The sequence below is a fragment of the Methylomonas methanica genome (assembly GCF_001644035.1).
Taxonomy (GTDB): Bacteria; Pseudomonadota; Gammaproteobacteria; order Methylococcales; family Methylomonadaceae; genus Methylomonas; species Methylomonas methanica_A.
Window position 1 is genome coordinate 27651 of sequence record NZ_LUUG01000101.1, and the last position, 19804, is coordinate 47454.

At 51.5% G+C, this 19804-nt stretch carries 13 protein-coding genes; 7 read left to right on the top strand and 6 right to left on the bottom strand.

Annotated features, from left to right (window positions below):
• Positions 1-206 precede the first annotated feature (206 nt).
• From A1332_RS18970 to A1332_RS19000, 7 genes are all read left to right on the top strand, one after another.
• Positions 207-1679: an MBL fold metallo-hydrolase gene (locus tag A1332_RS18970; RefSeq protein WP_064010006.1), complete on the top strand. Its 1473-nt coding sequence runs from the start codon at positions 207-209 to the stop codon at positions 1677-1679.
• Between the two features lie 322 nt (positions 1680-2001).
• A complete protein-coding gene (locus A1332_RS18975; RefSeq protein WP_064009992.1) occupies positions 2002-2847 on the top strand; it encodes an EAL domain-containing protein in 846 nt (281 codons plus the stop codon).
• A 329-nt stretch (positions 2848-3176) separates the two neighbouring features.
• Complete coding sequence (locus tag A1332_RS18980) at positions 3177-3836, top strand: CerR family C-terminal domain-containing protein (RefSeq protein WP_064009993.1); 660 nt, start codon at positions 3177-3179, stop codon at positions 3834-3836.
• A complete protein-coding gene (locus A1332_RS18985) occupies positions 3833-5104 on the top strand; it encodes an MdtA/MuxA family multidrug efflux RND transporter periplasmic adaptor subunit (RefSeq protein ID WP_064009994.1) in 1272 nt (423 codons plus the stop codon). Before A1332_RS18980 ends, A1332_RS18985 begins: the two co-directional genes overlap by 4 nt.
• A 3-nt stretch (positions 5105-5107) precedes the next feature.
• Entirely contained in the window at positions 5108-8248 is a 3141-nt protein-coding gene (locus A1332_RS18990; protein ID WP_064009995.1) for an MdtB/MuxB family multidrug efflux RND transporter permease subunit, read from the top strand.
• The gene (locus A1332_RS18995) at positions 8245-11370 is read left to right on the top strand and encodes an efflux RND transporter permease subunit (RefSeq protein WP_064009996.1); all 3126 of its coding nucleotides are present in this window, start codon (positions 8245-8247) and stop codon (positions 11368-11370) included. Before A1332_RS18990 ends, A1332_RS18995 begins: the two co-directional genes overlap by 4 nt.
• A gap of 10 nt (positions 11371-11380) precedes the next feature.
• Positions 11381-12862 (top strand): efflux transporter outer membrane subunit, encoded by a 1482-nt coding sequence (locus tag A1332_RS19000; protein ID WP_064009997.1) that lies wholly within the window; start codon positions 11381-11383, stop codon positions 12860-12862.
• A 273-nt stretch (positions 12863-13135) separates the two neighbouring features.
• Here the strand turns inward: A1332_RS19000 and A1332_RS19005 are convergent, their stop codons facing one another.
• From A1332_RS19005 to ltrA, 6 genes are all read right to left on the bottom strand, one after another.
• Positions 13136-13348 carry a hypothetical protein gene (locus A1332_RS19005; RefSeq protein WP_197491512.1) on the bottom strand — a complete coding sequence of 71 codons (213 nt, stop codon included), beginning with the start codon at positions 13346-13348 and terminating at the stop codon, positions 13136-13138.
• Between the two features lie 344 nt (positions 13349-13692).
• Positions 13693-14025, bottom strand: coding sequence for a hypothetical protein (locus tag A1332_RS19015; RefSeq protein WP_157204055.1), 333 nt, complete (start codon positions 14023-14025; stop codon positions 13693-13695).
• A gap of 83 nt (positions 14026-14108) precedes the next feature.
• On the bottom strand, positions 14109-14588 hold the full coding sequence (locus tag A1332_RS19020) for a hypothetical protein (RefSeq protein ID WP_064010000.1): 480 nt from the start codon (positions 14586-14588) through the stop codon (positions 14109-14111).
• Positions 14589-14616: 28 nt separating this feature from the next.
• Positions 14617-15684 carry a hypothetical protein gene (locus A1332_RS19025; protein ID WP_064010001.1) on the bottom strand — a complete coding sequence of 356 codons (1068 nt, stop codon included), beginning with the start codon at positions 15682-15684 and terminating at the stop codon, positions 14617-14619.
• A gap of 350 nt (positions 15685-16034) precedes the next feature.
• On the bottom strand, positions 16035-17147 hold the full coding sequence (locus A1332_RS19030) for a hypothetical protein (protein WP_064010002.1): 1113 nt from the start codon (positions 17145-17147) through the stop codon (positions 16035-16037).
• Between the two features lie 299 nt (positions 17148-17446).
• Entirely contained in the window at positions 17447-18940 is a 1494-nt protein-coding gene (gene ltrA, locus A1332_RS19035) for a group II intron reverse transcriptase/maturase (protein WP_064010003.1), read from the bottom strand.
• Positions 18941-19804: the final 864 nt, after the last annotated feature.

The following is a 19804-nucleotide window of genomic DNA, read 5'->3' on the forward strand; positions in this document are numbered from 1 at the left end:
GCCCTTCGCATCAACTGCCCACTCTCCCGCATTTTGGGGCTTACAGATAAGCGGCACAGGTCTTGCTGAACACCCACCAATCGGAATAGAGCAAACCACTAATCACGGAAGCATTTGCCAACAGGCACACATAGGTGGAAGGCAACTATTTGAACCGTACCGAACCACGCTTCAGCACAACTTATTTCAAACAGACAGGAGTTAACATGCACAAATTGCTATACCCAACGGCTGGCTTAATCGCGCTTATTTTCACGGGTTGTAGTTCGCTGCATCAAGACAGCATCAAATTAGCGAGCGATACCGCCGGCGTCGCGAACCTCAAATCCATCGAATTTACCGGCGTAGGTCGCTGGTACCAATTTGGACAAGCGCCCAATCCCGACTTGCCTTGGCCGCCTTTCGCGGTGAAAAACTACACTGCGGACATCAATTACGAAACCGCCAGCGCTCGCGTGCAAATTAGCCGGTTACAAGAGATCGAGCCGGGAAGGAATCGACCACAACCCACCGAGCAAAAAGTTGACCAATACGTCAGCGGCGCGTTTGCCTGGAACGTTGCGCAAGCAGCCGCTGGTGCGACTAATCCAACGCCCAATATCACCCCGCAACCGACAGCGACTGAAGAACGGGCCGCAGAAATCTGGGCCACTCCGCAAGGCTTTTTAAGAGCGGCACAAACCCATCAGGCCAAAATCGAAGACAAAGGCGACGACAGCGAAGTCTCGTTCACGTTGGACGGCAAATATCGCTATGTGGGGACGCTGAATGCCAAGCACCAACTGACCAACGTCAAGACCTGGATCGACAACCCGGTACTTGGCGATACCTTGGTGGAAACCCAATACAGTGACTATAAGGCATTTGACGGCGGCCTGTTTCCCAGCCACATCGTGCGCCTGCAAGGCGGTTATCCGGTATTGGATCTGAACGTAAACACGGTAAAAGCCAACCCGGCAGTTGACATTTCGCTACCTGCCGAAGCAGCCAAGAAACCGAACATCATCGTTGCGGCCAACAAACTCGCCGAGGGCGTGTATTATTTGACCGGCGGTACCCACCATAGCGTGGCCATCGAGCAGCTTAACCAGATCGTCCTGGTCGAAGCGCCGCAAAACGAAGAACGCTCCCTCGCTCTGATCGAGAAACTCAAGGAAACCATCCCCAACAAGCCGATCAAAACTGTAATCAACACCCACGCGCACTTTGATCACAGCGGCGGCTTGCGCACCTTTGTCGATGCCGGCGCCACTATCGTCACCCATCAACCTAACCAGGCCTATTACGAAAAAGTCTGGTCTGTTCCCCACAGCATTAACCCCGACAATCTGGAGAAGTCCAAAAAAACCGCAAACTTCATTAGCTTTGACGGTAAGCAGGTCATTTCTGACGGCAAACGCAACATCGAAATTCATGCTTTGGCCGGGAATAGTCACAACGACGCATTTGTAGCCGTGTATCTGCCAAAGGAAAAGATATTGATCGAGGCCGATGCCTATACCCCACAAACAGCCAATGCGCCGGCGCCGAGTTCTGTGAACCCTTATTCGCTAAATCTGTATGAAAATATTCAGAGGCTTAAATTAGATGTTGGGCAGATAGCCGCATTGCACGGTCCGCGTGTGGTGACCTTAGTAGATTTGCGCAACGCCATCGGCATAACCAAAGCCTCGCGATAAGCACGCAAAGAATTGAGGCAATGGCTCAAGGCCGGCGCCTCAATCTCGGCAAAGCAGTTCTAATTTCGGCATATTAATTTCAAATAATATCGTTTTATTTAACAGGTAAAGTTCGATAACCTTTTTGTCTATAGCAATACCCATAACCTTGGACGTTTGATTCAGAAAACTTTCCGTCGCAACTCATGTGGTTCTCTACCCTAGAGTTTACTGGATCAGATCATATGCCGGGTCGGTAGGAAACATAAAGCACCGACCACAGTTCAATCTGTTGAAACACAGTCGCTGAATAATTTCTTAATACATTAATGGAAACTTACCTATGCCTTTACAGCAATTAGTCGAATACTTTAACGATAGGCTGGAACAGGAACATAAAAATGGCTTGCGCCCCTTTATTCTGGAAAATGGCGCGGTGCGTGGGGTATTCGGCCCGATTCTCATCGGTAGCCGACTATCGCCTATCCGCGAAACACTGCGCAGTGCCAATGTTATTGGCCAGATCGCCCAATTGAGCGTAACAAGCAACTCATCGCAAACCATACAAAGCAGTGGGCTGGAAAATATTCTGAGCTTACCCACGGAAGAACCGGCACAGGCGGAGTCGATCATCAACTTCGACCGCCTGTCCCGAGCTGTACATATGCTCAATTACCTACCGCAAGCCCATCTCGACGAATTGCTGTTTCTGGAAGTCGACCCTCGCCATATTCTTGGGGTAAAAGAAGATCATGGCGCGTATTTTGAGGAGGTTATCGTCGCTTGCGGCCTGAAAACTGCCAATGTAGCGATTTCACTGACCGCAAATAACGCATATACCGGTTTTTACCAATCGTTATTAAAGGGCTTGCACAATTATCAGCGCCGTGGCTACCGAGTAGCGCTGAAGTTTGATTACCACACGCTGGAAAAATCAGCGTTCGAGCTGATTACCAAGGCAGCACCCGACTTCATCGGCTTGTCAGCCCTGAATTTGGATCGCGTTCGTGACAATAAACTGCTGGAAAAGCTTCAACACTTCAACAGTCTATCCAGATCGCTAAATGGTCGTAGCATCATGCTGAATATTGACGATAAAAAAACGGCGGTTCTGGCTCGAAAAACCGGCTTTGACTTGGTACAGGGGCATTATTTCGAACAAGCGCTCGATATCAGTGTGGCGAGTTGACTACTCGACAGCCGGAAAAGAGAGGGCTGTATTTTTACGCCCCACAATCAAGATCATTTTCAAATCCGAATAAATGTTTGAACCGACATGCATAGCGGGTGGTATGGATTCCCGTCACTAGATTCCTTGGTAACCACAGCCCACAGCCCGCTGCCCCGCCATCAACACCCCACAGCCAATCACTGCTGAATTCCAAACAATGCCACACAAGAAGCGTCGCTAACTCTTTTAAAAACAATACCCTAAAACATGGCATGTAGCGTGCTTTGTTAAACGTGTATTTGAATTTCCAATTTCAATTTTTACATGTCAACTTTCCAGCAGAGCGCATGACTGACCTTAAAACCAAGTCGGAGAAAACTCGCGCCCGGCTGTTGACCGCCGCCAGCCGCATTTTTGCCGAGAAAGGCTATCAGGACGCGACCATCGCCGAGATTTGCGAGCAAGCCCAGGCCAATATCGCCGCGGTAAACTATCATTTCGGCGATAAGCAAACCCTGTATCTGGAAGCTTGGCGGCATGCGTTCAATCATGAGCTAGGCCAGCATCCGCCCGACGGCGGCGTATCGCGGCAAGCTTCCGCCGAGCAACGTCTGGCCGGACGCATCAAATCGATGATCCGCCGGGTAGCCGACGACGACTCCTATTCGTTTGCAATCATTCATAAGGAAATGGCGCAACCGACCCGCTTGCTGGCCGACATTCTGGAAAAGGAAATCAATCCGCAGCGTCAGCAAATGTTCGGTTTGCTGCGCGAATGCCTGGGCCAGGATGCCAGCGAACAACAATTGCAATATTGCCACGCCAGTATCATGGGTCAGTGCTTTCAATTGCTGCGTCTGAAACAAATGCAACAAGCCCGGCCGCAGCGCGCCCTACCCAGCGACATGAGCGACATCGGCGCTTTCGCCGAGCATGTGGTGGACTTTTCGCTGGCCGGCATCCGCGCCATCCGTTCGCAAACTTTACCTAAGCGTATCCAAGCATGAACCAAGACATTCCCGATTTCCCCTCGTCGAGCAAGCGCCGGCCCTGGTTGTGGACCGGCACAATATTAGTGGCGAGTCTGGCCGGCGCCGGCGTCTATTTTCAGCATAGCGAAGCCGCCCCGGACACTAAAGCCGAGCGCGGCGGCGGCAAGGGCCGGCGCTTTTTCGAGCAGCAAGACGCTCCGGCCGTCGTCGCCACCCAATCCGCCGGCAGCGGTGATTTTCCGATTTATCTGAACGCGCTCGGCACCGTCACCGCACTGCGCACCGTCACCGTGAAACCGCGCGTCGACGGTGAACTGGTAAAAGTGGCTTTCAGCGAAGGGCAAATGGTCAAGGCCGGCGATTTGCTCGCCGAAATCGATCCGCGGCCCTTCCAGGTACAATTGCAACAAGCCCAAGGCCAGTTAACCAGGGATCAAGCCTTGTTGAAAAACGCCGAACTGGATCATGCCCGTTATGAAACCCTGCTGGCTCAGGATTCCATCGCCGCCCAGCAAACCGTCACCCAGGCGTCGCAAGTCAAACAATACCAAGGCAACGTGGAAATGGATCAGGCCTTGGTCGATAGCGCCAAGTTGCAACTCGGTTATGCCAAACTGACCGCGCCAATTTCCGGCCGCGCCGGCCTGCGGCAGATCGACCAGGGCAATATCGTTCGCGCCAACGACGCCAACGGTTTGGTCGTCATCACCCAATTACAGCCGATCAGCGTGGTGTTCACTTTGCCGGAAGACAAGTTGCCGGAGGTGGTGAAGCGTTATCGCGACGGCCAGGCCATTAAAATAGAGGCCTATGATAGAGGCGGCAAGCTGAAGCTGGCCGAAGGCCAACTCACCGCGCTGGACAATCAAATCGACCCGACCACCGGCACCATCAAACTGAAGGCGCAATTCGACAATCACGAGCAAACTCTGTTTGCCAATCAATTCGTTAACGTGCGCATGCATCTGGATACCTTGCACGGCGTCACGCAGATACCCAGCGCCGCCTTGCAGCACGATACTCAGGGCGCGTTTGTATACGTGGTCGATGCCGAGAACATCGCCCATTTGCGCCGCGTCGAACCCGGTCCCAGCGAAGGCGAAAAAGTGGCGGTAGAGCATAATCTAGCAGCCGGCGAACAATTAATCCTCACCGGCATAGACCGGGTCAAGGACGGTGCCGTGGTAGATGTAGCCGAGAAAGACGGTCAAGCGATCGCCGCCAAACCGGAATTGCAACCCAAGCCGGACGACGAATCCGGCAAACGCCGGCGGCGCGGTTAAGTCATGAGTCTTAGCGATCCGGGCAAGGCCGGTTTCAATCCTTCGCGGCTGTTTATCCTGCGCCCGGTAGCCACCTCCTTGTTGATGGTGGCTTTGTTATTGGTGGGCATATTGGCTTATCGGCTGTTACCGGTCTCGGCACTGCCGCAGGTCGATTATCCGACCATCCAGGTCACCACGTTGTATCCCGGTGCCAGCCCGGAAGTGATGACCTCCATCGTCACCGCGCCGCTGGAGCGCCAGTTCGGGCAGATGCCCGGCTTAACGCAAATGAGCTCCACCAGTTCCGGCGGCGCGTCCGTGATTACTTTGCAGTTTAACTTGCACTTGGATCTGGACGTTGCCGAGCAAACCGTGCAGGCCGCGATCAACGCCGCCGCCAACTTCCTGCCCGACGATTTGCCGCAAGCGCCGATTTACAGCAAGGTCAATCCGGCCGATACGCCGATCATGACGCTGGCGGTCAGTGCCAAATCGCTGCCTTTATTTAAGGTAGAAGATTTGGTCGATACCCGGCTGGCGCAAAAAATCGCCCAATTACCCGGCGTCGGCATGGTCAGCATCAGCGGCGGCCAACGCCCGGCGGTGCGCATTCAAGCCAACCACAAAGCGCTGGCCGCCTACGGCATCAGTCTGGAAGACGTGCGCACAGCAATTGCCGCCGCCAACGTCAACCAACCGAAGGGTTCGATCAATGGCCCAAGCCGCGCCGCGACCATCGACAGCAACGATCAATTGCGTTCGCCGGCCGAATACCGCGAGCTGGTGGTCGCTTACAAAAACGCCGCGCCGGTCAAACTGGCCGATGTTGCCGAGGTGATCGACGGCGCCGAGAACGTGCGCCTGGCCGCCTGGGCCAACGACAACGCGGCGGTCATCGTCAACATCCAGCGTCAACCCGGCGCGAATGTGATCGAGGTGGTGGATAGCATTCAGGAATTGCTGCCCAAACTGCAAGCCTCGCTGCCGCCCGGCATAGACGTCACGCCATTAACCGACCGCACCGTAACCATTCGCGCCTCGGTGCATGACGTGCAATTCGAACTGCTGCTGGCGGTGGCGCTGGTGGTGATGGTGATATTCCTGTTCCTGCGCAATATCCCGGCCACCATCATCCCCGGCGTCGCGGTGCCGCTGTCTTTAGTGGGCACCTTTGCGGCGATGTATCTGGCCGATTTCAGCATCAATAATTTAACCCTGATGGCGTTGACCATCGCCACCGGCTTCGTGGTGGACGATGCCATCGTCGTCATCGAAAACATCTCACGCTATATTGAGCGCGGCGAAACGCCGTTGCAGGCGGCATTAAAAGGCTCGGCGCAGATCGGCTTTACCATTATCTCGCTGACTTTTTCACTGGTCGCGGTATTGATCCCATTGTTGTTCATGTCCGACGTAGTAGGCCGGCTGTTTCGAGAATTTGCGATTACGTTGGCGGTGGCGATCTTGATTTCGGCGGTGGTGTCATTGACCCTGACGCCGATGATGTGCGCCAAACTGCTGCGCCCCGGTACCGGCAACCATAGCGAAGACGAAATCGGCGACGACTGGTTCGGCCGTTTGATCAAGGCCTATGGCCGCAGCTTGAGTTGGGTGATGCAACGGCAAACGGCGACCTTGCTGGTGTTTTTCCTCACCGTGGCATTGACCGCGGCGATGTATGTGTGGATACCGAAAGGCTTTTTCCCCAGCCAGGACACCGGCATCATTCAGGGCTTTTCCGAAGCGCCGCAAAACGTCTCGTTTCCAGCCATGGCCGAGCAACAGCAAAAACTGGCCACGCTGATATTGGAAGATCCGGCCGTGGACAGCCTGTCCTCGTTCATCGGCGTCGATGGTGTCAACGCCACGCCCAACAGCGGCCGGTTTTTGATCAACTTAAAGCCGCACGATCAACGCCCATCGGCCAACGCGATTATCGCCCGTTTGAAAACCCGTCTGGCCGAATCGCCCGGCAGCGTGTTGTATCTGCAACCGGTGCAGGACTTGACGATGGAAAACCGGGTCAGCCGCACCCAATACCAATTTACCCTGGAAGGCGCCGACATCGACGATTTGAACCGTTGGACCGGCAAGCTGGTAGACGCCTTGCAAGGTCGGTCGGAGTTTGCCGACGTGGTCAGCGACGTGCAGGATCAGGGCCGTCAGATGTTTGTGAAAATCGACCGCGCTACCGCCAGCCGCCTGGGCGTCAGCACTGCGGCGGTCGATAACGCCTTGTACAGCGCCTACGGCCAACGTCTGGTATCCACCATCTTCACCCAGGCCAATCAGTACCGGGTGGTATTGGAAGTCGATCCCGCCGAGCAAACCGGTCCGCAAGCCTTGAACGAATTGCGCATACCCTCCACCAACGGCACCCAAGTACCCTTATCGGCCATCGCCGAATTGTCGGAACGGCCGACTACGCTGGCGATCAGCCATCTGGACCAGTTCCCGGTGACGACCGTCTCGTTCAATCTGGCGCCCGGTTATGCGTTGGGCGATGCGGTGGCCGCCGTCGATGCCGCCAAAACCGAGATCGAACTGCCGCTAGCCATCCGCAGCGAATACCAGGGCGCCGCGCAAGCCTTCAAGGCCTCGCTGGGCAATACGCTGTGGCTGATCCTGGCGGCGATTGTTACCGTGTATATCGTGCTGGGCGTGCTCTATGAAAGCTATATCCACCCGATCACGATCTTGTCCACCCTGCCCTCGGCCGGCGTCGGCGCTTTATTGGCTTTGCAAATCTCCGGTGGCGACCTGGGCATCATCGGCATCATCGGCATTATTTTGTTGATCGGCATCGTCAAGAAGAACGCGATCATGATGATAGACTTTGCGCTGGAAGCCGAACGCAAGCAACATCTGCCACCCGAGCAAGCCATTTTCCAGGCTTGCCTGTTGCGCTTTCGACCGATCTTGATGACCACCTTGGCCGCGCTATTGGGTGCATTGCCGTTGATGTTGGGTAATGGCGTCGGCTCCGAATTGCGCCATCCACTGGGTATTACGATGGTCGGCGGCTTGCTACTCAGCCAATTGTTGACGCTGTACACCACGCCGGTGATTTATCTGGCCATGGACAGGCTGGCGCGCCGGGTTAACGCCGGCCTGGGGCTGAATCAAGTGGAACAAGCGGCAGAGGACCCAAGCCAGCCATGAACCTGTCCGAATTATTCATCCGCCGCCCGGTCGCCACCACCTTATTGACCATCGCGATTGCTTTATGCGGGGTGCTGGCGTTTTTAAATCTGCCTATCTCCTCGCTTCCGCAAGTGGACTTTCCCACCGTATCGGTGCAGGCGCAAATACCCGGCGCCAGCGCGGAAACCATGGCCGCCACCGTGGCCACGCCGCTGGAACGGGCACTGGGCCGGATCGCCGGCGTCACGGAGATGACCTCCAACAGTTCGCAAGGCTCGACGCAGATAACGCTGCAATTTGATCTAAACCGCGACATAGACGGCGCTTGCCGCGACGTGCAAGCTGCAATCAACGCCGCCGCCGGCATGCTGCCCAGCAATATGCCCAACCGGCCCAGCTACCGGCGCGACAATCCGTCGGACTCGCCGATCCTGATTCTGGCGCTGACCTCGGACAGTTTTACGCGCGGCCAGATGTACGATTCGGCTTCGACGATTTTGCTGCAAAAAATTTCGCAAATCCCCGGCATCGGCCAAGTGCAGATCGGCGGCGCTGCCTTGCCGGCCGTGCGCGTTGAACTGAACCCCAACGCGCTGAGCAAATACGGCATTGGCTTGGAAGATGTGCGCAACACCATCGCCCAAACCAACGTCACCCGGCCCAAGGGCGTATTGGAAAGCGCCAATACCCGCTGGCAGATTCAAGCCAACGACCAGGCCCGCAAAGCCGAGGAATATCTGCCGCTGATCGTCGCGTATCGCAACGGCGCGCCGGTGACGATTGCCGACTTGGGCGAAGCGGTTGATTCCGTGGAAGATTTGCGCAATACCGGCTCCAAAAACGGCAAGCCTTCGGTGTTGCTGATCATCCGCAAGCAACCGTTGGCCAACGTCATTCAGACTGTCGATCAAGTGCTGGCTGTGATGCCGGCTTTACGGGCCGCTTTGCCCAGCAATATCGAGCTCTCGGTGGTCGTGGACAGATCCTTGTCGATCCGCGCGTCTATCATAGAGGTCGAACACGGCCTGTTCGTCGCTGTGGTATTGGTCATTCTGGTGGTACTGGTGTTTCTGCGCAATCCGCGCTCGGCGGCGGTACCCATCGTCGCGGTGCCGGCCTCCCTGCTGGGGTCTTGCGCGGTGATTTATTTGTGCGGCTTCAGTATCAACAACCTGACTTTAATGGCTTTGACCATCGCCACCGGTTTTGTGGTGGACGATGCGATTGTGGTGGTGGAAAACACCAACCGGCATATCGAAGAAGGCCTCGCGCCATTCCGAGCGGCGCTGTTGGCCGCCAAGGAGGTGGGGTTTACCGTGTTGGCGATGAGTGTGTCGCTGGTCGCGGTGTTCCTGCCGATTTTGTTGATGGGCGGCGTGCCTGGTCGCTTGTTTCGGGAATTTGCGGTGACTTTGTCGGCGGCGGTACTGGTTTCGCTGGTGATCTCGTTGACCACCACCCCCATGCTGTGCGCGCGCTGGCTGGGTAAGGAATCCAAGGAACATGGCGCCGTCTATCACGGCATCGGCGCGGCTTTCGATTGGATACAAAATATTTACCAGGTCAGCCTGAGCTGGGCCTTGCGCCATGGCCGCATTATGCTGAGCTTGTTGCTGGCGACCATCGCTTTAAACATTTACTTATACGGCGCTATCGACAAAGGCTTTTTCCCAACCCAGGACGGTGGCCGCTTGCTGGGCGAGATTCAAACCGATCAAAACACCTCGTTCCAAACCCTGCAAAAGCAATTCGCGCAAATCTCCGAGATTTTGCAAAAAGACCCGGCGGTTGCCAATGTCGCCGGTTTTGCCGGCAGTTCGCAAAGTAGTAACAGCGCGCGGATTTTCGTTACCTTGATTCCGCACGAACAACGCGACGGCGTGGAAGTGGTGATGGAACGCTTGCGCAAGGCGGCGGGCCGGGTGCCCGGCGCCAGTTTGCATATGTTTCCGGCCCAGGAACTGCGAATAGGCGGACGCATGTCCTTCGGCATGCTGGATTACACTTTACAGGCCGACGATCTGGATCTATTGCGAGAATGGACGCCCAAGGTACAAGCCGTGCTGGCCCGGCTGCCGGAATTGAGCGACGTCAGCACTAGCCAGCAGGACAAGGGCGAACAAATCGGTCTGACCGTCAACCGCGACCTGGCCGCCCGTTACGGCGTCAGCCAGGCCTTGATCGACAACAGCCTGAACAGCGCCTTCGGGCAGCGCCAGGTGTCGGTGATTTATAACCCGCTGAATCAGTATCGAGTAGTGATGGAACTGGCGCCGCAGTACTGGCAATCGCCGGATAGTCTGAAACAACTCTATATCAGCGCACCGGGCAGGGCCGGCACCGACGGCACGCCGGCACAGCCCAAGCAAGTGCCGCTGTCGGCGCTGGCCGACTTCACACCGAGCAATGCGCCGCTATCGGTGCATCACCAAGGCCAGTTTGCCGTGACCGAATTATCGTTTAATTTAAAACCCGGCATATCGATGTCCACGGCCGATGCCGCTATCAACCAGGCTTTGCGCGACATCGGCTTGCCGGCCGCCATCACCGGCAGCTTTCAAGGTTCCGGCAAGGCGTTTCAGGAAGCCTTGCGCAGTCAACCCTGGCTGGTTTTGGCCGCGTTGATCAGTATTTACATCGTGCTGGGCGTGTTGTACGAAAGCCTGATACATCCATTGACGATTCTGTCCACCCTGCCTTCGGCCGGCGTCGGCGCCTTGCTGGCTTTGATGGCTTGCGACAAGGAGTTCAGCATCATTGCGCTGATCGGGGTGATTTTGCTGATCGGCATCGTCAAGAAAAATGCGATCATGATGATAGACTTTGCGCTGCTGGCCGAGCGCGAGCGCGGTCTGGATTCGCGGGAAGCGATCTTTCAGGCCTGCATGCTGCGCTTCAGACCGATCCTGATGACCACGCTGGCCGCGTTGTTTGGCGCCTTGCCGCTGGCTCTGGGCAGCGGTTATGGCGCGGAATTGCGCCAGCCTTTGGGGATTTCCATCGTCGGTGGACTTATTTTCAGCCAGCTTTTGACTTTGTACACTACACCGGTCGTTTATTTGTACCTCGACCGGTTCCGGCTGTGGATGCACGGCCGTTTTTCCAACCGCGCCGCCAGTCTCGCGCCACATTCCATCTAAACCGATTGTCATGCGTTTAAGAATAAACCCACCTTTGCTTGCTTCCTTACTGACTTTGCCGTTGGCTGCCTGCACGGTAGGCCCGGATTATGTCCGTCCGCAAGCCAATGTATCCGAGGAATTTAAAGAAGTGCAAGGCTGGAAACAGGCCCAACCGCGCGATACCGGCTTGCCCGGCAAATGGTGGGAGATTTTTAACGATCCCAAACTGAACGAACTGGAAGAACAGGTGGCTGGCGCCAACCAGTCCATCATCCAGGCCGAAGCCCAATACCGGCAAGCTCAGCATCTGGTGCAATCGGTGCAATCGTCCTTGCTGCCGGTGGCGACATTGACCGGCACCTTCAACCGCTTCCGCGCCGCCACCGGCCAGAACGTCGCGGTGGGCGGGGTGCGTAACCTGTTCAGTCAGGCGGTCGGCGTGGCTTGGGAACCGGATTTATGGGGTAGCGTACGCCGCCAGGTGGAAACCAATACCAGCAATGCGCAGGCCAGCGCCGCGACCTTGCATGCCTTGATTCTGTCCAGCCAGTCGGCGTTGGCGGACAGTTACTTTCAAATGAAAACGCTGGACGCCCAGAGAGCCTTGTTAGACGAAACGGTAAAGGCGTTTGCGAAAACCCTGGAGATTACCAAAAACCGCTATGCGGTGGGTGTGGTAGCCAAGGCCGATGTGGTGCAAGCGGAGACGCAACTGGAAACCGTGCGCGCTCAATCTATCGATCTGGGCGTGCAGCGCGCCAAGCTGGAACATGCCATCGCGGTGCTAATAGGCAAAACGCCGGCGGATTTGGCAATAGCCGCATCACCATTGAATGCACAACCGCCGGGCATTCCAGTCAGCTTACCTTCCGAATTGCTGGAGCGCCGCCCGGACATCGCCGCCGCCGAACGCAAAATCGCCGCCGCCAATGCACAGATCGGCGTCGCTAAAGCCGCTTACTACCCTACTTTGAATCTGGCCTCAACCAACGGCTTTCAGTCGTCGACCGCCGACAGCTTGTTCACGATGGCCCGCCGCTATTGGTCTTTAGGACCGGCCGGCTTGGCCTTGACCTTGTTCGACGGCGGCGCCAAGAATGCGCAGTATAAACAAGCGATAGACGCCTACGACGCCAGCGTCGCCGCGTATCGGCAAACCGTATTGACCGGTTTTCAAGAGGTGGAAGATAACTTGGCCGCGCTACGCATCCTGGATGAAGAAACCCAAGTGCAGGACAAAGCAGTCGCCGCCGCGAAGCAGGCCTTGGCCCTGACCAACAATCAATATCAGGCGGGCACGGTCAGCTATATCAACGTGATAACCGCGCAAACCGCCGCGCTATCCAATCAACAAACCGCCGTACAATTGCTGGGGCAACGCTTGTCCGCATCGGTGTTGCTGGTCAAAGCCCTGGGCGGCGGCTGGAACGAAACCTTGGTGCCGACCGAAGATCAAGCCGACGGCGATAGGAAATGGATGGATTATTTGATTTTGCCGGTGGTGGAGTAAGGATTTAAGCCCGTCTGGAAATCCGGCCAAAACCGACCACTAAGGGTGCTGGCGAAATTTTACATTCCTAAGTTTAGCGAATGGCGGCTTTTCGGCAAGCAACCTTACGCCCTCTTTGGCTAGACCCGGCCAAAAAGGGACGATCAAGAACTTCAGTATAATGTCAGGTGTAACCTCAAGAGCCGCCAGTCAAAGCCAGGATATGGCATTGTTAGGTTTCTTTCGTGGTCAAGTCTCGACCGCAATACCTGCAAACTATTGCATCTTGTTTGATCATTTCAGCGCAGAACTGCACTTTTTCATGCCTTCCGATAGTTGCTGCTTTTCAATATATTGTTGATCAGCTTTCATTATTAATGAATGCGGTAGGGCAACAATAAAGATAAGTGCACCGTAAATCCACCAAAAGACAAAAGATTTTCCTTTGCCTTGTGCAATAAAGGCCGGAATTAACCCAATAAGGATAGCTAAAATTATTGCGTCCATAGCCGTTACCTACTGTAGGTTTGTCCGTTTGTAGAGATTAGGTATAGCGACTCACTGTAAGGGAGCCTCATAAGTATTTTTGATTTTTCCAGAACCCCTGCGAGGGTAAGGCCACGACACAATAAGCTAACCCCACCTTGAATTCGCTCACAAAGGGCGTCTGGGCTGTCAATAAAGTTGGTTTTATTTAGCCGGAGTATTACTACTGTTTTTCCTTCCGGCAAAGCACCAATTGGCGGAACAACGAAGAGTGTTAATTGCGTATAGCTTATGAAACATAATATTGCGACAACTATGAGAGTTAAAATCGGTCCTTTCTTTTTCATGATGCTTCCATTTTCTGCTTAATAATTTTGCATTTTGTCGTAGCCATCTTTTTCATTTTGCATACATACTGCTTGCAACTGAAAATCATCGAAAGTATTGGCGCAACGCATTTTTGCTTTATGTGCTACGGAACTCGGAAGACCAAAGTTACCCTGCATTTTGTTATATCCATCCCTTTCGTTATCCATGCATACAGCCTGCAATTGATAATCGTCAAATGTCTTAGCGCACCTTTGGGCGGCAGCTCCTTTTTCAGTTGGCCATGAATTCTGCCAGTCTCCAGCACGTACTACGCTGACGAATGTAACCAAAAAAACACCTACCAAGATACTGAGTTTTTGTTTATGCATTGTGCTCTCCTTTATAATAGTTTTTCTCGCATCTAACAGAAATCTTAATTCCTTAAGTTCGATCATAATTATTATCTATTTCTTCAATCGTCCAACAACTTCAATACAGCAGCTAAAATGCCTATCAACATGAAAGCTGACTCTTCCTTTTGATTCTGCATAAAATATTTATCTAAATAAGTGTGATGGGCAAAATAATTACGCGCTAATACGCAGCATAAAAAAGCCTGAATCAAATAGGTGTCTTTTTTACTCCGGCTATTATATGTGATGTCCATAATTCTTCTAATTGGATTTGGCTTGTTTGCTGTATCATGCAGCTTGGTATATGTTTTTAATTCATTTTTAAGGCACTCTATCGACTTATCGGAAAGAATATTTTTGGAAAGTTTAATAATGTACCCGTCTAGTTTTTGATCCCCGTCTGGTATTTCTGACAAAACACCACTTTTCTCCAAAGCATACCGAAGACATGTCTCTGCACGAATTGCTAGTAATGAAAAATAATCGAGTGGTCGCAATATCCTAAAATCAAGACTACCCTTTTGTTGCGGCTTGTACATTAAATGCTCATGAAATTGACGAAACGCATTAAGTAATGCTATCAAATGGATAATTCGTTTGTTGTAAGCTAGTAACTAATTGGTCAAGCTTTTCATCTTTTGGAAGAATGCCTTCATAAAAATACTTATATTTAGGTACAGTTGATAAAAAATATTGCCTATCCTCAAAATATTCAAAAGGCAAAACTTTGTGTAACGGTGGCCATACTTCCCGGTTTTGAGAAAACTGCCAAATTTTAAAATAGTGGCTAAAACTTTTTCCATTAAGTGTACAAAGCCATTCCATTGCAAAGAAAATATCTTTTTGAAAGTAGGGCCAAGCTTGAAGCGCCCATTCTTCGCAATCATAGTTTTTCTTTAGCCAACTGGAAGCCAACTTTTCCAATAACTGTTCTTTGATGACATTTTCCAATATTTCCGCATCAATTTCTAAATATTCGGCTAATGCTTCCGCCCCTTGTTTGTGTAACGGACATGGCCTATATGTTTTACAGGGCAATGCATCACGAAACGCACGATAATGAGAAATCCAAGTCATTGGCTTGGCAAGTCCACCCCATCTATACGGTTGGATGAGTGCGTCACTTGGTCTTATCTTACAGTTGGCAATACGTTTAACATCCTCTGCAACATTTGGCGTATTGAGGATAGGAAAATCACCCATACTTGCTGTTCGCATAACGTCAATCAATGCGTAAGCCTGCCAATGGAAAAAATAATAAACATTAGGTGTTACCGAACTATCAGTTTTGTTCAGCAAATTATTGTAATCACTAACAGGACGGCAAAAAGGATGTAAAAACCAATGAATATCCTCAGTGTTTACTATCTGCCACGACTCTCCAAAACCTAACAACCTATCATACAGATCATTGTTTTTTGAATGGTCCACTGCATTAAAAATGGTTTCAGGTGTTGGTTCTTCAAAATATTCAGTAGGAAAGGTAACGCGATATTGGGGAACAAGCCAGCCCCACTCAAGCAATTTTGGCAATGAATAGTGGCTTATTAAATCTTTAAGCCCAAGCTCTTCAAGCCAGGATACAAATGAGCCTTTTTGATTTGGCTGAATACTCAGCAAAGTATCGTGGAGCATAGTTTAACGTTTTTATGAAGTGATTTTAGTGCGTAATAAGGAAAGAGCAGCCATTTAACAACAAATCTCACCGGGGTGAGCTAATAGGGATTCTGTGCAACGCAATTTTAGACTGGGCGAAAAATCCGCGACCTACCAACCTTAAAATGATGAGCTATTCCTTTGTAAAATCTAGATCAAGGTCATGTTTAATTGAGAGAATGTATATTTCTAATGATCGGTATATTTAAAACGCCATCGGCTATCTTTGAAAATACTTTCTCTCTTAATTCATCGATTGAAACAAACTGTGAGCCACTGCATCTGTTACGCATATCGTCGTTTGCTAAAAAATCAGCCGAAGATACACCTCAAAAAGCATTTTGTATTCTGAAGTTCTTGCATTTTCTATATTCACCTCCTTGTTTTCCACGAACCACATCATCGTAAATTATATTGCCATTCTGGCTCGCGGTTATCACATAACCATAGTCAATTTCCGACCCACCTGTTAATATATCGTAAATAAAAGATGAATGGTCAGGCATTGAAAGTAATCCGTGAGCAAGATCCACTTCATGTCGTTGATATATTATGCTTTCGGTTTTTTCTGGCAAAGTTTTTTCATCATTGCGGACTTGATCAATCGTTAAGTTAATTGTTTTATCACTCGCAGTAGAAACCCATTCAATACCACGAATTTTAGTCTTCAATATTTTTAATATGTCGTCTCTTAATAATCTGTTACCATTTTTAAAGTCAAAATAGATTTGCAAGCTTACCTGTTCTTTACGGGCTAAAGCAAAATCTGGATAGACAGTACTAATAATATTGATTTCATCGCTACGAATGTTCATGGTTGGGAGTAATGATTGAATTCTTCTCCATTCTTCCGATTCAATACCTAACTTCTTTATATAGTTGACTAACGCATTTATCTGTGTTGATCTCACTCCTTGGCCAGATTGCAACTTTTTAATCGATCTGTCAGCCATTAGCCTTTGATGAACTCCTGAATTAAGTTCGGGAAATTCGCTAATATTCTCGGTTAAGTGGAGCGGCAGTGTGCCGTTTATATTTCCATTGTATACTGCATTGGCCAAGTCTTTATATAACTCGTCAGCGACATTTATTTCAATTAAATTATTAGATCTTGCAATCAGCAATGCGTCCAAGACGCCTATTTTATTGCTGTTTGTGACTTGATAAACGTTGGTAATTTTATTTATTCTTTCTCTTAGGCACTCCGTGTAATTTTCTTTTAAATGGCGGTTCGATGAGAAAATTGCACTGGTCTTTATTGGTCCAGTAGGCAGGATTATTGCATTATCTATTTTTTCGCAAAAATCTTTCGCATTGCCATTTTCCGCGCTTATTATTGCGTTATCCAGATAAAATTTAGCCTGCTCATCAGGTGTTTTTGGGAATGAGGAGCAGCCATTTGTTACGATTGAACAAAAGATCAACAATATAATGATTTTCATTTTTAGCGGTCTGTATGGTGTAAGTGTTTAACCTGGTTTAGGGTCGTAGGCTGGGTAGAGCAAGGCGAAACCCAGCAGATACTTTGAAATAACCGAGTTTCTTTGCATTCAAACTGTTATTTGGATTACAAGACTTTTCAGTTTCGAAGCTGGGTTTCATTATCATTCAACCCAGCCTACCTTTACAAACCCAACGTCGGCTTATAATCAATTTACCGCCATTTGAAAAGCCAAAGCGATTGGTCGCGGTAGGAATACCAGTTACCCAGTACCCCCCGCGCAGATCCCAGCGTGCGCTACTAACGCACTGGGCTCCTCCCTTGAGTACGAACGTCAAAGCGGTAACAAGGATGGGGATGTAATAATCTAACCCTGGGGAAGAAGCGCGAGGTAATGCGCATGAACCGATCCCAAGTCATAAAATCCTTCTGGCTGCGTCTTCTAATACGGCGCAGCCAAAGGCGGCGCACTTCGTTGAAGAATAGCCAGATACTGGAATCATTGCCTGAAACGGAAAAATAGTTCAAATGTCCTTGCAGAACTTTTTGAATCCACTCGCCAGTTTTCGGCAGCGGGTCATGCCAACGTTTCCGCAGCTCACTTTTGATCGCGTGCAACGTTGCCCGCATGCGCTTCTTGATGGTTTGTCGCCCGATCACAAAGGCTCCGTTTTTCTTGGACTGCGTACAGAAGTGCGTGAAGCCCAGAAAGTCGAAAGTCTCCGGCTTTCCCTCGCCCAGCCGCTTCCTGTCGCTTATCGCATGCCGTCCGAAGCGGATCAGCTGTGTTTTGTCCGGGTGTAACGTCAAACCAAACGCTTGCAAACGTTCTCGCATGTCCTGCAAGAAGCGTTTCGCCTCCAGCTCGTATTCAAAACCGAGCACAGTATCATCCGCATAACGGATAATCATCATGTCACCCTGGGCCTTTTGTCGCCGCCATTGATGACTCCATAGATCGAAAACATAGTGCAGGTAAATATTAGCCAAGATCGGCGAAACTACTGCCCCTTGCGGAGCACCCTGAACACTAGCCTCCCTATGGGAGCCTTTCATGACGCCGATTGTTAACCATTTGGCGATGAGACGCAGCAAACGTTTATCCCCGATTCGGTGTTGAAGAAATCGCATCAGCCAGTCATGGCTCATGGCATCAAAGAACTTCTGGATATCCGCGTCCAACACCCAGCTCACCTGCTTTCTATAAATCCCGGCACTCAGAGCATCCAGCGCATCATGTTGGCTGCGCCCCGGTCGAAATCCATACGAAAACCCCATGAAACTCTCTTCATAGATGGCTTCCAGCACATAAACCACGGCCTGTTGGACAATTTTGTCTTCCAGGCACAAGATACTCAGTGGCCGTTCTGTGCCATCCGCTTTCGGGATCATCGTCCGTCGTGCAGGGCTGGCCCGATAGCTGCCTTGGTGTGTCCGGGCATGTAATGCCGTTAACTTCTCACGAAGATTGTCACCATAGGTGCGCCACGTCACGCCATCGAGTCCGGGCGCCGAGTTTCGCTTTAACGCAAAATAACTCTGCTCCAAGAGTTCAAGGGTAATGTGATGCAATAAGGCGGTGAACTGTACATCCTGCTTTTGTCGCGCCGCTTGGCGCACACCCGCCAATCCATTCGACGCAGCTCCCCGGCTCTGAGTCCGGACTGCGGCTGCCTGACCGATGTTCCTCTTGGGCAAAGCCCTTCCCTCCACAGCCTCCGCCAAGGACAAGTCCTCTTTGTTCGGTTGCTTCATCGGTACTACGGCTTTGTCCGACTTCTCATCTGCGTACATATTTATCGTTCAGTTTCTACCTTAATAAACCGGCTCGATATGCCTATCGAGCACAGATGAGACCTCCCAGGTTCCGTACAAAGGACTTCTCCACATGCTTGGGGTCTACGACTGCGCGAGGTTTGGATACATGCTGGCCAAATCGCATGATCCAATATTGCCTTCTCTTCAGCAGAACGGGATCGGCACCTCGAAGTTCGACCCATTTCGCAGCTCAATACCCAGCCTGTGGCCTCCCCTGTGAACGCTTCACGTTTACCCTCACGAGTACCCGCGCATCACTCGGGGCCGAGACGGTGGGCTAGACCTTATCTCGTAGAGGACTTTCACCTCCTATCCTTTGCCAGCTTGTCCTGGCGCACTCGCTTATGGGTCGGTTTGACTAAGTGACGAATGGCCGCTTTCAGTTTTCGGAATTCATTGACAGCTTTCCGGCGATGAATCTGAAGCGGGGACGGTCGCCAGGTGCCCCTAAGCCTCCTTTGATAAAAGTTGTTCGATAGTCTGGTTAGAAGCAAATAATGGGCGTATGGTTAATCTTTATATCGCTCCAAATAGGGGGTGTAGTAAAAGCCCCTCACTTTTCGCGGCGTGATGGAGCTAAGAGTGCAAATGTCTGATTTATATGTCCCATCCTAAACTTTTTCCAGTGAGAGAAGGAGCGGATTTACCTTTTACGAAAGCCTCCTCTGGGTTGATGGAAAAGCAGGGAAGTTATTTTTTAATCATATCCATAGCGATCTGTTGTATTCGGTCCACCACATTTGGCTTTCCGACTTGACCAACCAGGCCTGCGCGGCGCAGTTTTTCGAAGACATTCGGTCTTGCGCCACACAGGATTAATCGGGTTTTGTGCCGTTTGCA

Bases quoted from the DNA above. Each gene is read 5' to 3' on its own strand.
- A1332_RS19005 (WP_197491512.1), bottom strand. From the start codon at position 13,348: ATGGACGCAATAATTTTAGCTATCCTTATTGGGTTAATTCCGGCCTTT.
- A1332_RS18975 (WP_064009992.1), top strand. From the start codon at position 2,002: ATGCCTTTACAGCAATTAGTCGAATACTTTAACGATAGGCTGGAACAG.
- A1332_RS19020 (WP_064010000.1), bottom strand. From the start codon at position 14,588: ATGTACAAGCCGCAACAAAAGGGTAGTCTTGATTTTAGGATATTGCGA.
- A1332_RS19030 (WP_064010002.1), bottom strand. From the start codon at position 17,147: ATGAAAATCATTATATTGTTGATCTTTTGTTCAATCGTAACAAATGGC.
- A1332_RS18995 (WP_064009996.1), top strand. From the start codon at position 8,245: ATGAACCTGTCCGAATTATTCATCCGCCGCCCGGTCGCCACCACCTTA.
- A1332_RS18990 (WP_064009995.1), top strand. From the start codon at position 5,108: ATGAGTCTTAGCGATCCGGGCAAGGCCGGTTTCAATCCTTCGCGGCTG.
- A1332_RS19015 (WP_157204055.1), bottom strand. From the start codon at position 14,025: ATGCATAAACAAAAACTCAGTATCTTGGTAGGTGTTTTTTTGGTTACA.
- A1332_RS19000 (WP_064009997.1), top strand. From the start codon at position 11,381: ATGCGTTTAAGAATAAACCCACCTTTGCTTGCTTCCTTACTGACTTTG.
- A1332_RS18980 (WP_064009993.1), top strand. From the start codon at position 3,177: ATGACTGACCTTAAAACCAAGTCGGAGAAAACTCGCGCCCGGCTGTTG.
- A1332_RS18970 (WP_064010006.1), top strand. From the start codon at position 207: ATGCACAAATTGCTATACCCAACGGCTGGCTTAATCGCGCTTATTTTC.
- ltrA (WP_064010003.1), bottom strand. From the start codon at position 18,940: ATGTACGCAGATGAGAAGTCGGACAAAGCCGTAGTACCGATGAAGCAA.
- A1332_RS19025 (WP_064010001.1), bottom strand. From the start codon at position 15,684: ATGCTCCACGATACTTTGCTGAGTATTCAGCCAAATCAAAAAGGCTCA.
- A1332_RS18985 (WP_064009994.1), top strand. From the start codon at position 3,833: ATGAACCAAGACATTCCCGATTTCCCCTCGTCGAGCAAGCGCCGGCCC.